This is a genomic window from Kitasatospora sp. NBC_00240 (assembly GCF_026342405.1).
Taxonomy (GTDB): Bacteria; Actinomycetota; Actinomycetes; order Streptomycetales; family Streptomycetaceae; genus Kitasatospora.
The window spans coordinates 3,545,876-3,564,849 of the sequence record NZ_JAPEMU010000001.1; the positions used below are offsets into that span (position 1 = coordinate 3,545,876).

Annotated in this window: 10 protein-coding genes and 2 rRNA genes; 1 reads left to right on the top strand and 11 read right to left on the bottom strand. The window is 67.7% G+C overall.

Annotation, left to right across the window (positions count from 1 at the left end; translation table 11 throughout):
- Positions 1–42 precede the first annotated feature (42 nt).
- From OG689_RS14955 to OG689_RS15000, 10 genes are all read right to left on the bottom strand, one after another.
- A 23S ribosomal RNA gene (locus OG689_RS14955) occupies positions 43–3,164 on the bottom strand.
- Between the two features lie 287 nt (positions 3,165–3,451).
- Positions 3,452–4,975 (bottom strand): 16S ribosomal RNA (locus OG689_RS14960).
- The 16S and 23S rRNA genes sit together here, the layout of an rRNA operon.
- Before the next feature lie 699 nt (positions 4,976–5,674).
- Positions 5,675–7,198 carry a CoA-acylating methylmalonate-semialdehyde dehydrogenase gene (locus tag OG689_RS14965; RefSeq protein ID WP_266327143.1) on the bottom strand — a complete coding sequence of 508 codons (1,524 nt, stop codon included), beginning with the start codon at positions 7,196–7,198 and terminating at the stop codon, positions 5,675–5,677.
- 289 nt (positions 7,199–7,487) lie between these two features.
- Entirely contained in the window at positions 7,488–7,991 is a 504-nt protein-coding gene (locus OG689_RS14970; protein ID WP_323189293.1) for a bifunctional DNA primase/polymerase, read from the bottom strand.
- Positions 7,992–8,264: 273 nt separating this feature from the next.
- Positions 8,265–9,659, bottom strand: coding sequence for an FAD-dependent oxidoreductase (locus OG689_RS14975; RefSeq protein WP_266320787.1), 1,395 nt, complete (start codon positions 9,657–9,659; stop codon positions 8,265–8,267).
- Positions 9,660–9,751: 92 nt separating this feature from the next.
- Positions 9,752–10,555: an ABC transporter permease gene (locus tag OG689_RS14980; RefSeq protein ID WP_073927417.1), complete on the bottom strand. Its 804-nt coding sequence runs from the start codon at positions 10,553–10,555 to the stop codon at positions 9,752–9,754.
- Positions 10,555–11,496, bottom strand: a complete 942-nt coding sequence (locus OG689_RS14985) for an ABC transporter permease (protein ID WP_266320789.1) — start codon at positions 11,494–11,496, stop codon at positions 10,555–10,557. The genes OG689_RS14980 and OG689_RS14985 overlap by 1 nt, the downstream gene beginning before the upstream one ends.
- Entirely contained in the window at positions 11,493–12,635 is a 1,143-nt protein-coding gene (locus OG689_RS14990) for an ABC transporter ATP-binding protein (RefSeq protein WP_266320790.1), read from the bottom strand. Before OG689_RS14990 ends, OG689_RS14985 begins: the two co-directional genes overlap by 4 nt.
- A gap of 47 nt (positions 12,636–12,682) precedes the next feature.
- Positions 12,683–13,939 carry a spermidine/putrescine ABC transporter substrate-binding protein gene (locus tag OG689_RS14995; protein ID WP_266320792.1) on the bottom strand — a complete coding sequence of 419 codons (1,257 nt, stop codon included), beginning with the start codon at positions 13,937–13,939 and terminating at the stop codon, positions 12,683–12,685.
- A gap of 77 nt (positions 13,940–14,016) precedes the next feature.
- Positions 14,017–15,534 (bottom strand): gamma-aminobutyraldehyde dehydrogenase, encoded by a 1,518-nt coding sequence (locus tag OG689_RS15000; RefSeq protein ID WP_266320794.1) that lies wholly within the window; start codon positions 15,532–15,534, stop codon positions 14,017–14,019.
- Between the two features lie 517 nt (positions 15,535–16,051).
- On the opposite strand from OG689_RS15000, the gene OG689_RS15005 reads away from it, so the two are divergent.
- Complete coding sequence (locus tag OG689_RS15005) at positions 16,052–17,728, top strand: PucR family transcriptional regulator (RefSeq protein ID WP_073927412.1); 1,677 nt, start codon at positions 16,052–16,054, stop codon at positions 17,726–17,728.
- A gap of 58 nt (positions 17,729–17,786) precedes the next feature.
- On the opposite strand, the gene OG689_RS15010 is transcribed toward OG689_RS15005, so the two are convergent.
- A complete protein-coding gene (locus OG689_RS15010) occupies positions 17,787–18,956 on the bottom strand; it encodes a spermidine/putrescine ABC transporter substrate-binding protein (RefSeq protein WP_266320795.1) in 1,170 nt (389 codons plus the stop codon).
- Positions 18,957–18,974: the final 18 nt, after the last annotated feature.

Here is an 18,974-nt window from a genome sequence, read left to right on the forward strand (position 1 = left end):
TGGGGTCGTTGTTTCAGAACAACACAGTGGACGCGAGCAACTGAGGACAAGCCCTCGGCCTATTAGTACCGGTCAGCTCCACCCCTTACAGGGCTTCCACATCCGGCCTATCAACCCAGTCGTCTACTGGGAGCCTTACCCTCTCAAGGAGGTGGGAATACTCATCTCGAAGCAGGCTTCCCGCTTAGATGCTTTCAGCGGTTATCCCTCCCGAACGTAGCCAACCAGCCATGCCCTTGGCAGGACAACTGGCACACCAGAGGTTCGTCCGTCCCGGTCCTCTCGTACTAGGGACAGCCCTTCTCAATATTCCTACGCGCACAGCGGATAGGGACCGAACTGTCTCACGACGTTCTAAACCCAGCTCGCGTACCGCTTTAATGGGCGAACAGCCCAACCCTTGGGACCTACTCCAGCCCCAGGATGCGACGAGCCGACATCGAGGTGCCAAACCATCCCGTCGATATGGACTCTTGGGGAAGATCAGCCTGTTATCCCCGGGGTACCTTTTATCCGTTGAGCGACGGCGCTTCCACAAGCCACCGCCGGATCACTAGTCCCTGCTTTCGCACCTGCTCGACCCGTCGGTCTCACAGTCAAGCTCCCTTGTGCACTTACACTCAACACCTGATTGCCAACCAGGCTGAGGGAACCTTTGGGCGCCTCCGTTACTCTTTAGGAGGCAACCGCCCCAGTTAAACTACCCACCAGACACTGTCCCTGATCCGGATCACGGACCCAGGTTAGACATCCAGCACGACCAGAGTGGTATTTCAACGTCGACTCCACAACCACTGGCGTGGCTGCTTCAAAGTCTCCCACCTATCCTACACAAGCCGAACCGAACACCAATATCAAGCTATAGTAAAGGTCCCGGGGTCTTTCCGTCCTGCTGCGCGAAACGAGCATCTTTACTCGTAATGCAATTTCACCGGGCCTATGGTTGAGACAGTCGAGAAGTCGTTACGCCATTCGTGCAGGTCGGAACTTACCCGACAAGGAATTTCGCTACCTTAGGATGGTTATAGTTACCACCGCCGTTTACTGGCGCTTAAGTTCTCAGCTTCGCCGAGACGAATCTCGACTAACCGGTCCCCTTAACGTTCCAGCACCGGGCAGGCGTCAGTCCGTATACATCGCCTTACGGCTTCGCACGGACCTGTGTTTTTAGTAAACAGTCGCTTCTCGCTGGTCTCTGCGGCCGGCCCCAGCTCAGAGTGCAAGACTCATCACCAGTTCCGGCCCCCTTCTCCCGAAGTTACGGGGGCATTTTGCCGAGTTCCTTAACCATAGTTCACCCGAACGCCTCGGTATTCTCTACCTGACCACCTGAGTCGGTTTGGGGTACGGGCCGCCATGAAACTCGCTAGAGGCTTTTCTCGACAGCATAGGATCATCCACTTCACCACAATCGGCTCGGCATCAGGTCTCAGCCTTAATGAGTGACGGATTTGCCTATCACTCGGCCTACACCCTTACCCCGGGACAACCACCGCCCGGGCTGGACTACCTTCCTGCGTCACCCCATCGCTCACCTACTACCCTGTTGGGTCAGCGGCTCCACCACGTCCCTTCGTCCGAAGACTCCAGGCCGGCTTCGCGGCTTTAGCATTCAGAGGTTCGACGTTGGCGCTTCAAAGCGGGTACGGGAATATCAACCCGTTGTCCATCGACTACGCCTGTCGGCCTCGCCTTAGGTCCCGACTTACCCTGGGCAGATCAGCTTGACCCAGGAACCCTTGGTCAATCGGCGCAAGAGTTTCTCACTCTTGTATCGCTACTCATGCCTGCATTCTCACTCGTGTCCCGTCCACAACTGGATTCCTCCGCTGCTTCACCCGGAACACGACGCTCCCCTACCCATCACAGCAGGCGTTGGCCCTGTTGCTGCAATGACACGACTTCGGTGGTGTGCTTGAGCCCCGCTACATTGTCGGCGCGGAATCACTTGACCAGTGAGCTATTACGCACTCTTTCAAGGGTGGCTGCTTCTAAGCCAACCTCCTGGTTGTCTCTGCGACTCCACATCCTTTCCCACTTAGCACACGCTTAGGGACCTTAGTCGGTGTTCTGGGCTGTTTCCCTCTCGACCATGGAGCTTATCCCCCACAGTCTCACTGCCACGCTCTCACTTACCGGCATTCGGAGTTTGGCTAAGGTCAGTAACCCGGTGAGGCCCATCGCCTATCCAGTGCTCTACCTCCGGCAAGAAACACGTGACGCTGCACCTAAATGCATTTCGGGGAGAACCAGCTATCACGGAGTTTGATTGGCCTTTCACCCCTAACCACAGGTCATCCCCCAGGTTTTCAACCCTGGTGGGTTCGGTCCTCCACGAAGTCTTACCTCCGCTTCAACCTGCCCATGGCTAGATCACTCCGCTTCGGGTCTTGGGCATGCAACTCGATCGCCCTATTCGGACTCGCTTTCGCTACGGCTACCCCACACGGGTTAACCTCGCTACACACCGCAAACTCGCAGGCTCATTCTTCAAAAGGCACGCAGTCACGAGACAGATAGGCAAGCCCACTGTCCGACGCTCCCACGGCTTGTAGGCACACGGTTTCAGGTACTATTTCACTCCGCTCCCGCGGTACTTTTCACCATTCCCTCACGGTACTATCCGCTATCGGTCACCAGGGAATATTTAGGCTTAGCGGGTGGTCCCGCCAGATTCACACGGAATTTCTCGGGCTCCGTGCTACTTGGGAGAAGCTCAAGTGAGCCGCTGATGTTTCGTCTACGGGGGTCTTACCCTCTACGCCGGACCTTTCGCATGTCCTTCGACTACACCAACGGTTTCTGACTCACCCAGCCGCCGGCAGACGACTGAAGAACTTTCCCACGACCCCTCATACGCAACCCCTGCCGGGTATCACACGTATCAGGTTTAGCCTCATCCGGTTTCGCTCGCCACTACTCCCGGAATCACGGTTGTTTTCTCTTCCTGCGGGTACTGAGATGTTTCACTTCCCCGCGTTCCCTCCACATACCCTATGTGTTCAGGTATGGGTGACAGCCCATGACGACTGCCGGGTTTCCCCATTCGGAAACCCCCGGATCAAAGCCTGGTTGACGGCTCCCCGGGGACTATCGTGGCCTCCCACGTCCTTCATCGGTTCCTGGTGCCAAGGCATCCACCGTGCGCCCTTAAAAACTTGGCCACAGATGCTCGCGTCCACTGTGCAGTTCTCAAACAACGACCAGTCACCCACCATCAAACCCCCGAAACGGAGATCATCAAGTAGGACCGGCACTGAAGCAACGACCATACGGCCGTTCCCTCAGGACCCAACAACGTGCCCGACACGACCCAACCCCACCAGATGCTTTCCACGCGCCGAAGCGCAGTACTCGCGGTCGATGAGACCGAACCGTGCCGAATAGTCAACGTTCCACCCATGAGCTAGCACTTCAGGACATTCGCCCGAAGCTGCCATGTGCTCCTTAGAAAGGAGGTGATCCAGCCGCACCTTCCGGTACGGCTACCTTGTTACGACTTCGTCCCAATCGCTGGTCCCACCTTCGACGGCTCCTCCCCTTACGGGTTAGGCCACCGGCTTCGGGTGTTACCGACTTTCGTGACGTGACGGGCGGTGTGTACAAGGCCCGGGAACGTATTCACCGCAGCATGCTGATCTGCGATTACTAGCAACTCCAACTTCATGGGGTCGAGTTGCAGACCCCAATCCGAACTGAGGCCGGCTTTTTGGGATTCGCTCCGCCTCGCGGCATCGCAGCCCTTTGTACCGACCATTGTAGCACGTGTGCAGCCCAAGACATAAGGGGCATGATGATTTGACGTCGTCCCCACCTTCCTCCGAGTTGACCCCGGCAGTCTCCTGTGAGTCCCCATCACCCCGAAAGGCATGCTGGCAACACAGAACAAGGGTTGCGCTCGTTGCGGGACTTAACCCAACATCTCACGACACGAGCTGACGACAACCATGCACCACCTGTATACCGACCACAAGGGGGCGACCATCTCTGGCCGTTTCCGGTATATGTCAAGCCTTGGTAAGGTTCTTCGCGTTGCGTCGAATTAAGCCACATGCTCCGCTGCTTGTGCGGGCCCCCGTCAATTCCTTTGAGTTTTAGCCTTGCGGCCGTACTCCCCAGGCGGGGAACTTAATGCGTTAGCTGCGGCACCGACGACGTGGAATGTCGCCAACACCTAGTTCCCAACGTTTACGGCGTGGACTACCAGGGTATCTAATCCTGTTCGCTCCCCACGCTTTCGCTCCTCAGCGTCAGTAATGGCCCAGAGATCCGCCTTCGCCACCGGTGTTCCTCCTGATATCTGCGCATTTCACCGCTACACCAGGAATTCCGATCTCCCCTACCACACTCTAGCCTGCCCGTATCGAATGCAGACCCGGGGTTAAGCCCCGGGCTTTCACATCCGACGCGACAGGCCGCCTACGAGCTCTTTACGCCCAATAATTCCGGACAACGCTCGCACCCTACGTATTACCGCGGCTGCTGGCACGTAGTTAGCCGGTGCTTCTTCTGCAGGTACCGTCACTTGCGCTTCTTCCCTGCTGAAAGAGGTTTACAACCCGAAGGCCGTCATCCCTCACGCGGCGTCGCTGCATCAGGCTTTCGCCCATTGTGCAATATTCCCCACTGCTGCCTCCCGTAGGAGTCTGGGCCGTGTCTCAGTCCCAGTGTGGCCGGTCGCCCTCTCAGGCCGGCTACCCGTCGTCGCCTTGGTAGGCCATTACCCCACCAACAAGCTGATAGGCCGCGGGCTCATCCTGCACCGCCGGAGCTTTACACCAACCCCCATGCGGAGGAAGGTCATATCCGGTATTAGACCCCGTTTCCAGGGCTTGTCCCAGAGTGCAGGGCAGATTGCCCACGTGTTACTCACCCGTTCGCCACTGATCCACCCCGAAGGGCTTCACCGTTCGACTTGCATGTGTTAAGCACGCCGCCAGCGTTCGTCCTGAGCCAGGATCAAACTCTCCGTGAATGTCTGCCGGTAATCCGGCGAGCCACTCGCGTTGAGCGGCACGGCAACCACCGGAATAGGGCGGTCCCGCGCACTGCGTCCTCGCTAGTGTTTTGTTACTAAAGGAATCTCCAACCCGGATCAAGTGATCCAGGCCGGGGATGTCAACATATCTGGCGTTGACTTTTGGCACGCTGTTGAGTTCTCAAGGAACGGACACTTCCTTCGAGCCACTCTCGTGAACTCTCCGGGCGCTTCGTTCTTTCGTGTTTCCAGCTTAGCAGATGTTTTCCGCTCCGTTTTCCGGAGTTTCGCTTCCCTGCCTTGCTTTCCTTCGGCCTTTCGGCACTCCCAGACTCTACCAGAGTCTTTCGTGCGTCCCGGCCTTCAGGAGGCTTTCGCCGACCGGACCTGACGGTCCGTCCGACGGCTCAAACTCTAGCCCAGCCCCGCCCCGAAAGGCGAATCCAAGCCAATCCGCTAAACACACACATGCCAATTAACCGCACAGGAATACGCCGAAGCGAAAAAACCCATGACGATGCGATGGAAGGTGGTTCGTGGAGTGGCCGCCCCGGGACCGTCCGCGCTGACTGCGTGTCCGGTGCTCCCTGCCGAGCGACTAGGGAACACTACGCCGTTCCCGTCACCGAAGCAAACAGGGCCTGCCGGCCGCGTCGTACGCAGCCGGCAGGCCCTGAGGGCAAGGTGCGGGCGGGCTCAGCTGTTGGTGGGGAAGCCCAGGTTGATGCCGCCGTGGGACGGGTCCAGCCAGCGCTGGGTGACGGCCTTGCCCCGGGTGAAGAACTGGACGCCGTCCGGCCCGTACGCGTGGCTGTCGCCGAAGAGGGAGGCCTTCCAGCCGCCGAAGGAGTAGTAGGCGACCGGCACCGGGATCGGCACGTTGATGCCGACCATGCCGACCTCCACCTCGTGCTGGAAGCGCCGGGCGGCGCCGCCGTCGTTGGTGAAGATGGCCGTGCCGTTGCCGTACGGGTTGGCGTTGATCAGCTCCAGGCCCTCGTCGTACGAGGCGACCCGCACCACCGAGAGCACCGGGCCGAAGATCTCGTCGTTGTAGACGGACATGCCCGGCTTCACGTGGTCGAAGAGGGTGGGGCCGAGCCAGAAGCCGTCCGTGGTCGGTGCGCCGTTGACGTCCTCGCCGGCGATCGGGTGCTTGCGGCCGTCCACGGCCAGCTCGGCGCCGTCCGCCACGCCCGACTCCACGTAGGACGTGACCTTGTCACGGTGCTGGCCGGTGACCAGCGGGCCCATGTCGGAGTCGCCGTTGCAGCCCGGGCCGACCTTGAGGGTGGCCATCCGCTGCTTGATCTTCTCGACCAGCTCGTCGCCGATCGGGTCCACCGCCACCAGGACGGAGACGGCCATGCAGCGCTCGCCGGCCGCGCCGAACCCGGCGTTGATGGCCGCGTCGGCGCTGAGGTCGAGGTCCGCGTCGGGCAGGACCAGCATGTGGTTCTTCGCCCCGCCGAGCGCCTGCACACGCTTGCCGTAACGGGTGCCGGTCTCGTAGACGTAGCGGGCGATCGGGGTGGAGCCGACGAAGCTGACGGACTTGACGTCCGGGTGCTCCAGCAGGCGGTCGACGGCGACCTTGTCACCGTGCACGACGTTGAAGACACCGTCGGGCAGCCCGGCCTCCTTCCACAGCTCGGCGATGAAGTTGGCGGCGGACGGGTCCTTCTCCGAGGGCTTGAGCACCACGGTGTTGCCGGCCGCGATGGCGATCGGGAAGAACCACATCGGCACCATGGCCGGGAAGTTGAAGGGCGAGATGACGGCGACCGGGCCGAGCGGCTGGCGGATCGAGTAGACGTCGATGCCGGTGGAGGCCTGCTCGGTGAAGCCGCCCTTGATCAGCTGGGGGATGCCGCAGGCGTACTCGACGACCTCCTGGCCGCGGGCGATCTCGCCGAGGGCGTCCGAGTGCACCTTGCCGTGCTCGGCGACGATGATCGCGGCCAGCTCGTCCTTGCGGGCGTTGAGCAGCTCGCGGAAGTTGAAGAGCACGGTGGTGCGCTTGGCCACCGAGGCGTGGCGCCACTCGGCGAAGGCGGAGGCCGCGGCCGCGACCGCCTGGTCGACCTCGGCGATGCCCGCGAAGTCGACGTGACCCGCCACCTGGCCGGTGGCCGGGTCGAAGATGTCGCCGCGGCGCGGCGCGGAGCCGGCGGTGGCAACGGGCGCGCCGCCGATCCAGTGGATGAGGTGCTTGGTCACGTTGGGCTTGCTCAAGATCGTCTGCCTCCGAAGTCCCGGGCGGCACTCCGCCGGTCCCTTTGTGCGGCGCCGCCCGGGAATCGGCCGGGCGACGGGATCACGGGGCTACCGCGCTCGTTCTCCAGTCTGGTCCGCACCGCGGCCCGCCTCAACGAGCAGGCTGACGGGTATCCGGGATTCAGCCTTACAGGTCGTCGGCGGCGTACGCCGAACGGCCCAGCGGTCGCTCGGGGCAGCAGCGGCGCACGACGGCCGGCGGCGGCGCGCCCCGGGAGAGCCGTCAGGGCCGTCAGTGGCAGGGGTGGACAAGATCGGCGGCCGCCTCGTGCAGCGCCAGCTCCAGCAGCGCCGGGTCGGTGAGCCGCCCGGAGCCGTCCGGTGGGACCAGCCAGCGCACGCCGCTGCCCCGCCGGGCCGGGTGCGGGAGGACGATCCAGCAGCCGGTGCCCGCCGTCCGTACCCCCGTGCCGAGCCAGCGGGCGGCGGTGCCCACGGGGACCAGGAAGCCCAGGTGCTCGCCGCCGAAGTCCGCGTACACCGGACCGGGTCCCCCCGGGCAGCGGGCCAGGGCGGCGAGGGCCGGCCGCCCGAGCGGGCCGGCCACCAGCAGGACGTCCCAGCGCCGGCCGGCCGGCAGCAGCAGCAGACCCGCGCCGCCGCGGTGCCACTCCCGCCGGCAGGCGTCCGGGTCCGGGGCGGCCTCGGCGAGCCAGTCCAGCCCGGGGGACGGTCCGGCGGACGGGGGCTCGCCCTGGCCGCCGGACCGTCCCCCGGCCGATCCCTTGCTCTCCATGGCCCGTCCTCCGCTCGTTCGGCACGGCGGGGTCCGCTGCCCGCCGTCACCGTGGAGAGGGGCCCGGCCGCGCTTTCTTACACGGGTCCGGCAGGCTGCACGGGTTCTGCACAGTTCGCGCCGCGCCCCGGCGGACCGACGGGACCGACCGGACCGAACACTGACGGACGGACGGACGGCGGCCGGACAGCACGGCGGGGCGCACCCCTGATGACAGGGATGCGCCCCGGACCCCCGAGGGCCCATGCCGTACGGGAGCCGTCCGGGCGGACGTCAGCTGTCGAAGCCGAGTCCGAGCCGGTCCAGCGTCCGCAGCCAGAGGTTGCGGTGGCCGCCGTTGCGGTCGGCGCGGTCCAGCGACCACTTGGTCATCTCGATCCCGGCCCACCGCACCGGCTCCGGCGGGAACGGCAGCGGCTTGCTGCGCACCATCTCCAGCGAGGTCCGCTCGGTCCGCTCGCCCGCCAGCAGGTCGAGCATCACCTCGGCGCCGTAGCGGGTGGCCCCGACACCAAGGCCGGTGTACCCGGCCGCGTACGCGACCCGGCCCCGGTAGGCGGTGTCGAAGAAGGCGGAGAAGCGGGTGCAGGTGTCGATCGCCCCGCCCCAGGCGTGGGTGAACCGCACCCCCTCCAGCTGCGGGAAGCAGCGGAAGAAGTTGGCCGACAGCGTCCGGAAGGTCTCCGGCCGCTGGTCGTACTCGTCCCGCACCTTGCCGCCGTACTGGTAGACGGCGTCGTAGCCGCCCCACAGGATGCGGTTGTCGGCGGAGAGCCGGAAGTAGTGGAACTTGTTGGCGCTGTCCCCGAGGCCCTGCCGGCCGCGCCAGCCGATCGCGGCGAGCTGCTCGGTGCTCAGCGGCTCGGTCATCAGCGCGTAGTCGTACACCGGCACCACGAACGGGCGGACCCGCTTCACCAGTGACGGGAAGACGTTGGTGCCGAGGGCCACCCGCCGGGCGAAGACCCGGCCGTACGGGGTGCGGACGGCCATGCCGCTGCCGTGCTCGGCGAGCGCGGTGGCCTTGGTGCGCTCGAAGATCCGCACGCCCTGGCCGAGGCAGGCCTGCTTGAGGCCCCAGGCCAGCTTGGCCGGGTGGACCATCGCCACGCCCTCCTTGTCCCAGACGCCGCCCAGGAAGGTGGGCGAGTCGACCTCGGCCCGCAGGGCGTCGGCGTCCAGGACGGTGAGCTCCAGGCCGTGCTCGGCGACGGCCTCGGCGATCTCGTGCAGCTCCTCCAGCTGGTGCGGCTGGGTGGCGACGTCGATCTCGCCGGTCCGCTCCCACTCGGCGTCGATGCCGTAGCGCTTGAGGGTGTCCTCGATGGCCTGCAGGTTGGCCGCGCCCTGGCGCTCCAGCTCCGCCAGCTCGCCCGGCCAGCGCTGCAGGCCGTTGCCGAAGCCGTGGGTGAGGCTGGCGGCGCAGAACCCGCCGTTGCGACCGGACGCGGCCCAGCCGACCTCGTTGCCCTCGACCAGGACCACGTCGAGGGACGGGTCCCGCTCCTTGGCGATCAGCGCCGTCCACAGGCCGGAGTAGCCACCGCCGACGACCAGCAGGTCGCAGGTGGTGTCGCCGACGAGGGCGGGCAGCGCCTGCGGCCGACCCGGATCCTCCAGCCAGAAGGGGGTGGGCCTGGCGTCACTGAGCGCGCGGGCGGAGTCCATGCATTATCAGCCACTTTCTGGACATTGAGGGTGATTTCGGTGCAACACTGCGGAGCCTACCCAGACCCGGGCCGCCCGTACCGGACCGGTGGTCAGGCGACGGCCTTGCGCCGGTTCCCGAGCCACTGGCCGCCCACGGTCAGGGCGACCGCCGCGATGAACATCGCGGTGCCGATGACGTTCACCTGGACGGGGATGCCGCGCTGCGAGGCTCCCCAGACGAACATCGGGAAGGTCACGGTGGTCGGGCCGGAGTTGAACTGGGTGATGATGAAGTCGTCGAAGGAGAGCGCGAAGCTGAGCAGCGCGCCGGCCGCGATGCCGGGGGCGGCGAGCGGCAGGGTGACCCGCAGGAAGGTCTGCACCGGGGTGGCGTAGAGGTCCTGGGCGGCCTGTTCCAGCCGGGGGTCCATGCTCATCACGCGGGCCTTGACCGCCGTCACCACGAAGCTGAGGCAGAACATGATGTGGGCGATCAGGATGGTGACGAAGCCGAACGGGATGCGCATGTTGAGGAAGAGCGTGCCCAGCGAGGCCGCCATGACGACCTCGGGCATCGCCATCGGCAGGAAGATCATCGCGCTGGTGGCGCCCCGGCCGCGGAAGCGGTAGCGGGCGAGCGCGAAGGCCACCATGGTGCCGAGCACCGTGGCGCCGATCGTGGCGAGCACGGCGACCTGCAGGCTCAACGACAGCGACTGGCACATGTCGGCGACGCCGCAGGGGTTGGTCCAGGCGTCGGTGGAGAACTCGGACCACTCGTAGTTGAACTTGCCCTGCGGCTTGTTGAACGAGAAGGCCAGCACGACCAGGTTGGGCAGCACCAGGTAGGCGAGGGCGAGCACGCCCGCCAGCACCACCAGGTGGGACCGGATCCACGTGAAGATTCGGGACATCAGACCAGTTCCTCCGTCCCGGCCTTGCGCATGTAGACCGTCACCATGCCCAGGATCAGGGCCATCAGGATGAAGCTCAGAGCGGCTGCCGTCGGGTAGTCGAGGACGTTCAGGAACTGCTTCTGGATGCCGTTGCCGACCATCTGCTCGCTCGGCGACCCCAGCAGCTGGGCGTTGATGTAGTCGCCCGAGGCCGGGATGAAGGTGAGCAGCGTGCCCGCCACCACGCCGGGCAGCGAGATCGGGAAGGTGACCTTGCGGAAGGTCGTGAACGGGCGCGCGTACAGGTCGCCCGCCGCCTCGTGCAGCCGCGGGTCGATCCGCTCCAGCGAGGTGTACAGCGGCAGGATCATGAACGGCAGGAAGTTGTACGTCAGGCCGCAGACCACCGCGAGGGGCGTGGCCAGCACGCGGTCGCCGGAGGTGAGGCCGACGGCGCCGGTCAGGTCCAGGACGTGCAGGGCGTTCAGCGCGCCGACCACCGGGCCGCCGTCCGACAGGATGGTCTTCCAGGCCAGCGTGCGGATCAGGAAGCTGGTGAAGAACGGCGCGATCACCAGGATCAGGATGACGTTGCGCCAGCGCTTGCTCGCCTTGAAGGCGATCGTGTACGCGAGCGGGTAGCCGATCGCCAGGCAGAGCACGGTGGCGATGGCCGCGTAGGAGAACGAGCGGACGAAGTGCCACTTGTACTCGCCCAGCGCGTCCCAGTAGGTCGCGACGTGCCAGGTGAGCTTGAAGCCCTGCTCCAGCGAGCCGGTCTGCAGCGAGGTGGAGCCCTGGTAGACCATCGGCACCGCGAAGAAGACCACCAGCCAGGCGATGCCCGGCAGCAGCAGCCAGTACGCGGTGAGCTTGCGGCGCGGGCGGCGGGCGGGCGACGGCGAGGCGTCGTCGGGGGGTATCGCCCGGGCCGGCGCGGGCGCGGTGGTGGACGTCATGCCGCCGCCTCCCCGGTGCCGGCGTCGATCGCCTGGGCGGCGTCCATGCCGAAGGAGTGGGCCGGGTTCCAGTGCAGGACGACCGGCGCGCCGGGGACGATCCGGGCGTCGCGCTCCATGTTCTGCTCGAAGACCGCGACCTCCTGACCGGCATCGGTGCGCACCACGTACTGGGTGGAGACGCCGATGAAACTGGAGTCGACGACGGTGCCGCCGAGCCGGTTGCGGCCCTCGGCGACCTCGGCCGAGACGTGCGCGATGGTGATCTTCTCGGGGCGCACGCCCAGGTAGATCTCCTTGGCCGCGGTGGCGCAGCGGGCCTTCGGCACGGCCAGTCGCACGCCGCCCGCCGAGAGCAGCAGGTCGGTGCCCTCGGCGCCGGTGACCTGGGCGGTGATCAGGTTGGACTGGCCGAGGAAGTTGGCCACGAAGGTGCTGGCGGGGTTCTCGTACAGGTCGGCGGGGGCGCCGAGCTGCTCGACCCGGCCGCCGTTCATCACCGCGATGGTGTCGGCCATGGTCATGGCCTCCTCCTGGTCGTGGGTGACGTGCACGAAGGTGATGCCGACCTCGGTCTGGATCCGCTTGAGTTCCAGTTGCATCTGCCGGCGCAGCTTGAGGTCGAGGGCGCCGAGCGGCTCGTCGAGGAGCAGTACCTGCGGGTGGTTGATCAGTGCCCGGGCGACCGCGACGCGCTGCTGCTGGCCGCCGGACAGCTGGTGCGGCTTGCGGCGGGCGAACTGGCCGAGCTCGACCAGCTCCAGCATGTCCTCGACCTGCTTCTTGACGTCCTTGCGGCCGCGGCGGCGCAGGCCGAACGCGACGTTCTCGAAGATGTCGAGGTGCGGGAAGAGCGCGTAGCTCTGGAAGACGGTGTTCACCGGCCGGCGGTAGGGCGGCAGCGCGGTGACGTCCTGGCCGCCGATCACCACGGTGCCGCTGGTGGGCTCCTCCAGGCCGGCGATCATGCGCAGGGTGGTGGTCTTTCCGCAGCCCGAGGCGCCGAGCAGGGCGAAGAAGGACCCCTGGGGCACCGTCAGGTCGAGCGGGTGGACGGCGGTGAAGGCGCCGTAGGTCTTGCCGATACCGGTGAGGCGGACGTCGCCGCCGGCGGCCGAGTCGCGCAGCTGGTCTGTCATGGTCTCTCTCTGTCTGCTGCCGTGGGTGCTGATGCCGTCAGGTGGGGTCAGGCGCCGATCAGTTTGGAGAACTTCTCCTCGAAGTCGCTCTCCTCGGCCTCGTTCAGGGAGCGGAAGACGTGGACCTTGGCGGCCATCTCGGGGGTGGGGACGACCAGGGGGTTCGCCGCGGTCTCCGGGTCGAGGGCGGCGAGTGCCTCCTGCATGCCGGTGACGGCGGAGACGAACCCGATGCCGGCCGTGAGCCGGGCCGCGATCTCGGGCCGGTAGTAGAAGTCGATCAGGCGCTCGGCGTTCGCCTTGTGCTGCGCCCGGGCCGGGATCACCATGTTGTCGGTGGAGGAGACGTAGCCCTTCTCCGGGATCACGAACTCGATGTCGGGGTTGTCGGCCTTCAGCTGGATCAGGTCGCCGCCCCAGGCGAGGCAGGCCGCGATGTCGCCGGAGGAGAGCTCCTGGCCGTAGTCGTTGCCGGTGAACTTGCGGATCTGCTTGGAGTCGACGCCCTTCTGCAGGCGGGCGACGGCGGCCGCGTAGTCGTCGGCGGTGAACTTCGCCGGGTCCTTGTCCATGTCCAGCAGGGTCATCCCGATGGTGTCGCGCATCTCGGACAGGAAGGTCACCCGGCCCTTGAGCTCGGGGTCGTCGAGCAGCTGGCTGACGCTGGTGACCGGCTTGCCCTTGGTGGCCTTGGAGTTGTACGCGATGACGACCTGGATGCCGGCCCAGGGGTAGCTGTACAGGCGGCCCGGGTCCCAGTCGGGTGCGCGGAAGCGCGACTCGATGTTGGTGATGGCCGTGGTGATGTTGGACTGGTTGAGCTTCTGCACCCAGCCGAGCCGGATCAGCCGGGCGACCATCCAGTCGGTGAGCACCATCACGTCGCGGCCGGTGTCCTGGCCGGCGGCGAGCTGGGGCTTGACCTTGCCGAAGAACTCGACGTTGTCGTTGACGTCCTCGGTGTACTTGACCTTGATCCCGGTGGCCTCGGTGAAGGCCTCGACGGTGCCGTGCTTCTCGGTGTCGTTCTCGTCGGTGTCGACGTAGAGCGGCCAGTTGGAGAAGTTGACCTCCTTGTCGCTCTCCGAGCGGTCCTCGGCGGCGTTCGCGACGGAGTCACCGGTGCCGGTGGTGCGGGCCGCCGGCGGGATGCCACAGGCCGCGAGGGTGCCCGCGCCGGCGGTGAGGGCGGCGGCGCGCAGCATCGTGCGCCGGGTCAGCGCGGCACGGCCGCTCGCCAGGCTGCGTTCCCAGGCCTTGCGGACGGGCTCTGGCAGGCCGTCGGTGATCTCGTTGAGCTCCATGCTGGAACGCCCTCCCGGGGGAAGTGAGGGGGACGGCCCGCCGGTGACCGTGGGGGTGGCGGGCCGTCCACGAGGGGTTATCTGTCTCCGAAGACGGTGCGGTGCCAGTCCTTGCGGACCACCGCGGTGGTGTCGTACATGACGTGCTTGACCTGCGTGTACTCGTCCAGCGAGTACTGCGACATGTCCTTGCCGTAGCCGGAGGACTTGTAGCCGCCGTGCGGCATCTCGCTGATGATCGGGATGTGGTCGTTGACCCAGACGCAGCCGGCCGCGATCTCGCGGGTGGCGCGCAGGGAGCGGTGGATGTCGCGGGTCCAGACGGAGGCGGCCAGGCCGTACGGGGTGTCGTTGGCGAGGCGCAGGCCCTCCTCGTCGCTGTCGAAGGGCAGCACGACGAGGACCGGGCCGAAGATCTCGCCCTGGACGACCTCGCTGTCCTGGGCGACGCCGGTGATCAGCGTCGGCCGGTAGTAGGCACCGCGGCCGAGGTCGGTGCCGTCGTGGCCCTTGGTGGGGGCGTGGCCGCCGGCCGCGACGACGGCGCCGTAGCCGCGGGCGCGCTCGACGAAGCCGGCCACCCGGTCGCGGTGGGTGAAGGAGACCAGCGGGCCGAGGTCGGTCCGCGGGTTGAGCGGGTCGCCGAGGCGGACGGACTCGAAGAGTTCGGCGACGCCGGCCACGAAGGCGTCGTGGAGCGGGCGCTGGACGTAGGCGCGGGTGGCGGCGGTGCAGTCCTGGCCGCTGTTGATCAGCGATCCGGCGACGGCGCCGTGGATCGCGGCCTCCAGGTCGGCGTCGTCGAAGACCACGAAGGGTGCCTTGCCGCCCAGCTCCAGGTGGGTGCGCTTGGCGGTCGCGCTGGCCAGCTCGGCGACCCGCCTGCCGACCGGGGTGGAGCCGGTGAAGGAGACCATGGCGACGCCGGGGTGGGCGACCAGGTGCTCGCCGGCGCCGAGGCCCGCCCCGGTGACGACGTTGACGACGCCGTCCGGGATGCCGGCCTCGGTGCAGGCGCGGGCGAACATCAGCGAGGTGAGCGGGGTCAGCTCGGCGGGCTTGAGCACGATGGTGTTGCCGGCCGCGATCGCCGGGAGGATCTTCCAGGCGGCCATCTGCAGGGGGTAGTTCCACGGCGAGATCGACCCGACCACGCCGATCGCCTCGCGGCGGACGTACGAGGTGTGGTCGCCGGAGTACTCGCCGGCCGCCTTGCCCTCCAGGTTGCGGGCGGCGCCGGCGAAGAACGCGGTGTTGTCGACCGTCCCGGGGACGTCGAACTCGGTGGAGAGCTTGATCGGCTTGCCGGTCTGCGCGGTCTCGACCCGGGCCAGGTCGTCGGCCGCGCCGGCGAGCACGGCGGAGAGCTTCAGCAGCGCCTCGGAGCGGGCGCCGGGGGTGGCGCCGGCCCACTCGGGCAGAGCGCCCCGGGCGGCGGCGACGGCGGCGTCGACGTCCCCGGTGGAGGCCAGGGTGACCTGCTGGACGACGCTGCCGTCGGCCGGGTTGACGACCTGGAAAGGCCGGTTACCGGTGCCCTGGGTCTGCCTGCCGGCGATGTACTGCGCGCCCGCGCTGAAGTCGGTCAGGTCCATCGTGGTTCCTCCATGTGCCCGGTTTTTCGGCTGCCGCCCTGACGGGCAGCGCGATTGCTGCACGTCATGCTGCCCGCGACGCTCGGCGCGGGCCCGTAGCCGGTGGCGGAGCGGCTGGTCGAGTCGCCGCCTGGCAGTACGGGAGCCCCCGCTGTGGTCGCGGGCGGCCCGATTGATCACCGAGGTGCGTGATCCTGACATCACGGTGCTGCCGCTACAAGGATTCCGCCGTTGCTTTCTGGTTACGCGACGGATTCCGTGCCGATGTCCCGCAATCGCCACAGCGGGTCGCCACTGCCGACTCGCTGACGATGCCCTCTGCCGGGGCGGGGTGACAAGGACCACTCCGGCAGCCTCCGCACAAAGGGCCTTACAGGGTGCAAAGGCTCGATTTGGGCAACAGGTCGTCGCGGGGATGATTCACCTGACACAGTGCACGGGACCGGCCCCCACGCCGCCTCGTGCCCGAAGCGTGCCCCACCCGCCGCGCGAACCGCCCAGCCCCCGGAGGACCGACGTGCTCCCCACCGTCGCCCGCGTACTCGACCTGGAGGTGATGCGACGCGGCCTGCCCCAGGTGGTGGCCGGTGCGGCCCACCTGGAACGACCGGTCCGTTGGGTCCACGTCAGCGAACTGCCGGACGTCGCCGGCATGCTGCAGGGCGGCGAGCTGGTGCTCACCACCGGTATCGCCCTGCCCGAGGACCGCGACGGCCTGGCCCGGTACGTCCGCGAGCTGGACGAGGTCGGGGTCGCCGGGCTGGTCATCGAGTTCGGGCGGCGCTACTTCGACACCCTGCCGCGCGCCCTGGTGCACGCCGCCGAACAACGCGGCCTGCCGCTGATCGCCCTCCGCCGGGAGCTGCGCTTCGTCGCCGTCACCGAGGCCGTGCACGCCCTGGTGGTCAACGCCCAGCTGGAGCAACTGCGCACCTCCGAGGCGGTGCACCAGGTCTTCAACGAGCTCGCGGTGGAGGGCGCCGAGCCCGGCGAGGTGGTCCGCCAGGTGGCCCGGATGGCCGGCGCCCCCGTGGTGCTGGAGAACCTCGCCCACCAGGTGCTGGCCCACGACACCGCCGGCCGCCCCGAGACCGAACTGCTGGAGGGCTGGGAGCGCCGCTCGCGCGGGGTCCGCCCGCCCGGGCGCACCGGGCACGACCCGCGCAGCGGCTGGCTGGTGACGGCGGTCGGCGCCCGCGGGCAGGACTGGGGACGGCTGATCCTGGTCGACGACCCCGGCCCGCTGCCGGACGGCACCGCGCACCCGCACGCGATGCTGCTGGAGCGCGGCGCCGCCACCCTGGCGCTCAACCGCCTGGTGCTGCGCGACCGGGAGAGCCTGGAGCGACAGACCCACCGCACCCTGCTGTCGGGCATCCTCACCCACGCCCTGACCGTCTCCGAGGTGGCGCTGCGGGCCCAGGCACTCGGTGTGCCGCTGGAGGGCCGGCGGCTGGTCGGTGTGGTGCTGCGGCAGCGGCGCGGGCCGAGCCCGGCCGCGCTGGAGGCACAGGCACGGCTACGGGACTTCACCGAACTGGCGGCCGCCGCGGTCCGCACCTGCCGGCTGCCCGCCCTGGTCGGCGCGCTCGACGACGAGGGCGTCGGGGTGCTGATCGCACTCGGCTCGCAGCAGGACGAGCACGCCGCGCTGGACGCGTTCGCGGCGGCGCTGCGCAAGCTGGCCGCCGACAGCGGCCGGGAGGCGGGCGGCGGCGAGGGGCGGCAGGCCGCGCAGGCGATCCAGCCGGTGGTGGCCGTCGGTTCCTCGGTCGGCTCGGTGCGGGACGCCCGGCGCACCCTGCTGGAGGCCACCCAGGTCGCCGACGCCGCCCTGCACGACGCGCCGGGCGGGCGGGCGGCCGCGTACTACCGGCTGCCGGACGTCCGGCTGCGGGGCCTGCTGCACCTGCTGCGCGACGACGCCCGGCTGCAGACCTACGTCGAGCGCGAGCTGGGCCCGCTGCTGGCCCACGACGCGGAGCACGGCGGCCAACTGGTCCAGATGCTGCGGATCTACCTGGAGCAGGGGCGCAACAAGTCGGCCGCGGCGGACGCGGCGCACCTGTCCAGGCCGTCGTTCTACGACCGGCTGCACAAGGTCGAGCGGATCCTGGCCGTCGACCTGGACCAGGTGGAGTCCTGCCTGTCCCTGCACGTGGCCCTGCTGGCGCTGGACGCCGTCCGCCGCTGAACCGGCCGGCCGACCGCCGCTGTCGGCGGACCCGGCCCGGCCCGTCGCCGACACCCCGTCAGACGCCGGTGATCCGGCCCCAGACGCGGTGCAGGTCCGGCCGCTCGGCCGCGGTGACGTCCCGCATCGTCCGCAGCCGGGCGCGCATCTCCTCGGTGGGGAAGATCAGCGGCTCCTCCGCGAGCGCGACCCGCTCCGCGTCCCCGCTGTCGGCCAGGACGTCCCGGGCGGCCGGCACCGGGCAGATGTACTGGACGGCGGCAGCGAGTTCGGCGGCGACCTCGGGCCGGTAGTAGTAGTCGACCAGCAGCTCCGCGTTGCGCTTGTGCCGCGCCCGGTTGGGCACCAGCAGGCTCTCCGCCCACAGCTCGCCGCCCTCCTCGGGCACGACGAACTCGATGTCGGGGTTGTCGGCCTTCAACTGGATCGCGTCGCCGGAGTAGGCCTGGCAGGCGAGGGCCGCGCCGGAGGCCAGGTCACTGGTGTAGTCGTTGCCGGTGAAGCGGCGGATGTGCCGGCTGTCGACGAGCCGCTGCACCCGGTCCATCGCCCGGTGCGCGTCGTCCGCCCCGAACGCGGCGATGTCCGCGCCGTCGGCGAGCATCAGCAGGCCGATCGCCTCGTCCAGCCCGGCGAAGAGGGTCACCCGGCCCTTGAGGTCGGGCGCCCAGAGGTCGGCGGTGGTCCTGATCTCCCGGCCGAGTTCCTTGCGGTTGTACGCGATGCCGGTGATCCCGGACTGCCAGGGCACGCTGTGCGCCCGCCCGGGGTCGAAGGCGGGGTGGGCCAGCTGCGGGTCGAGGTGCTCGGCGACGTTCGGCATCGCCGTCCGGTCCAGGGCCTGCACCCAGCCGAGCGAGACGTAGCGCCCGGCCATCCAGTCGCTGACCACCATCAGGTCGCGGCCGGGGTCGCTGCCCTGGGTGAGCACCGGGCCCATCTTGCCGAAGAACTCGTCGTTGTCGTTGATGTCCTCGGTGTACGTCACCGAGATGCCGGTCTCCTCGCTGAACGAGTCGAGCGTGGGCCGGCCACCGGTGTCCTCGTCGACATCGATGTACTGCGTCCAGTTGGAGAAGGCGAGCGCCTGGTCCTGCGCGGAGCGGTCGTCGCCGGAGCGTCGCGCCTCGGGCACGTACGCGGCGGGGATCCCGCAGCCGGCCAGGGCGCCGGCACCGAGCAGTCCGGCGCTGCCCAGGACGGCGCGGCGGGTGAGCGTGGAGCGCATGTGAGGGTCTCCCGGACA

Coding starts and splice junctions, on each gene's coding strand:
- OG689_RS14970 (WP_323189293.1), bottom strand. CDS start 7,991: ATGGAGAGCAAGGGATCGGCCGGGGGACGGTCCGGCGGCCAGGGCGAG.
- OG689_RS14975 (WP_266320787.1), bottom strand. CDS start 9,659: ATGGACTCCGCCCGCGCGCTCAGTGACGCCAGGCCCACCCCCTTCTGG.
- OG689_RS14980 (WP_073927417.1), bottom strand. CDS start 10,555: ATGTCCCGAATCTTCACGTGGATCCGGTCCCACCTGGTGGTGCTGGCG.
- OG689_RS14985 (WP_266320789.1), bottom strand. CDS start 11,496: ATGACGTCCACCACCGCGCCCGCGCCGGCCCGGGCGATACCCCCCGAC.
- OG689_RS14990 (WP_266320790.1), bottom strand. CDS start 12,635: ATGACAGACCAGCTGCGCGACTCGGCCGCCGGCGGCGACGTCCGCCTC.
- OG689_RS14995 (WP_266320792.1), bottom strand. CDS start 13,939: ATGGAGCTCAACGAGATCACCGACGGCCTGCCAGAGCCCGTCCGCAAG.
- OG689_RS15000 (WP_266320794.1), bottom strand. CDS start 15,534: ATGGACCTGACCGACTTCAGCGCGGGCGCGCAGTACATCGCCGGCAGG.
- OG689_RS15010 (WP_266320795.1), bottom strand. CDS start 18,956: ATGCGCTCCACGCTCACCCGCCGCGCCGTCCTGGGCAGCGCCGGACTG.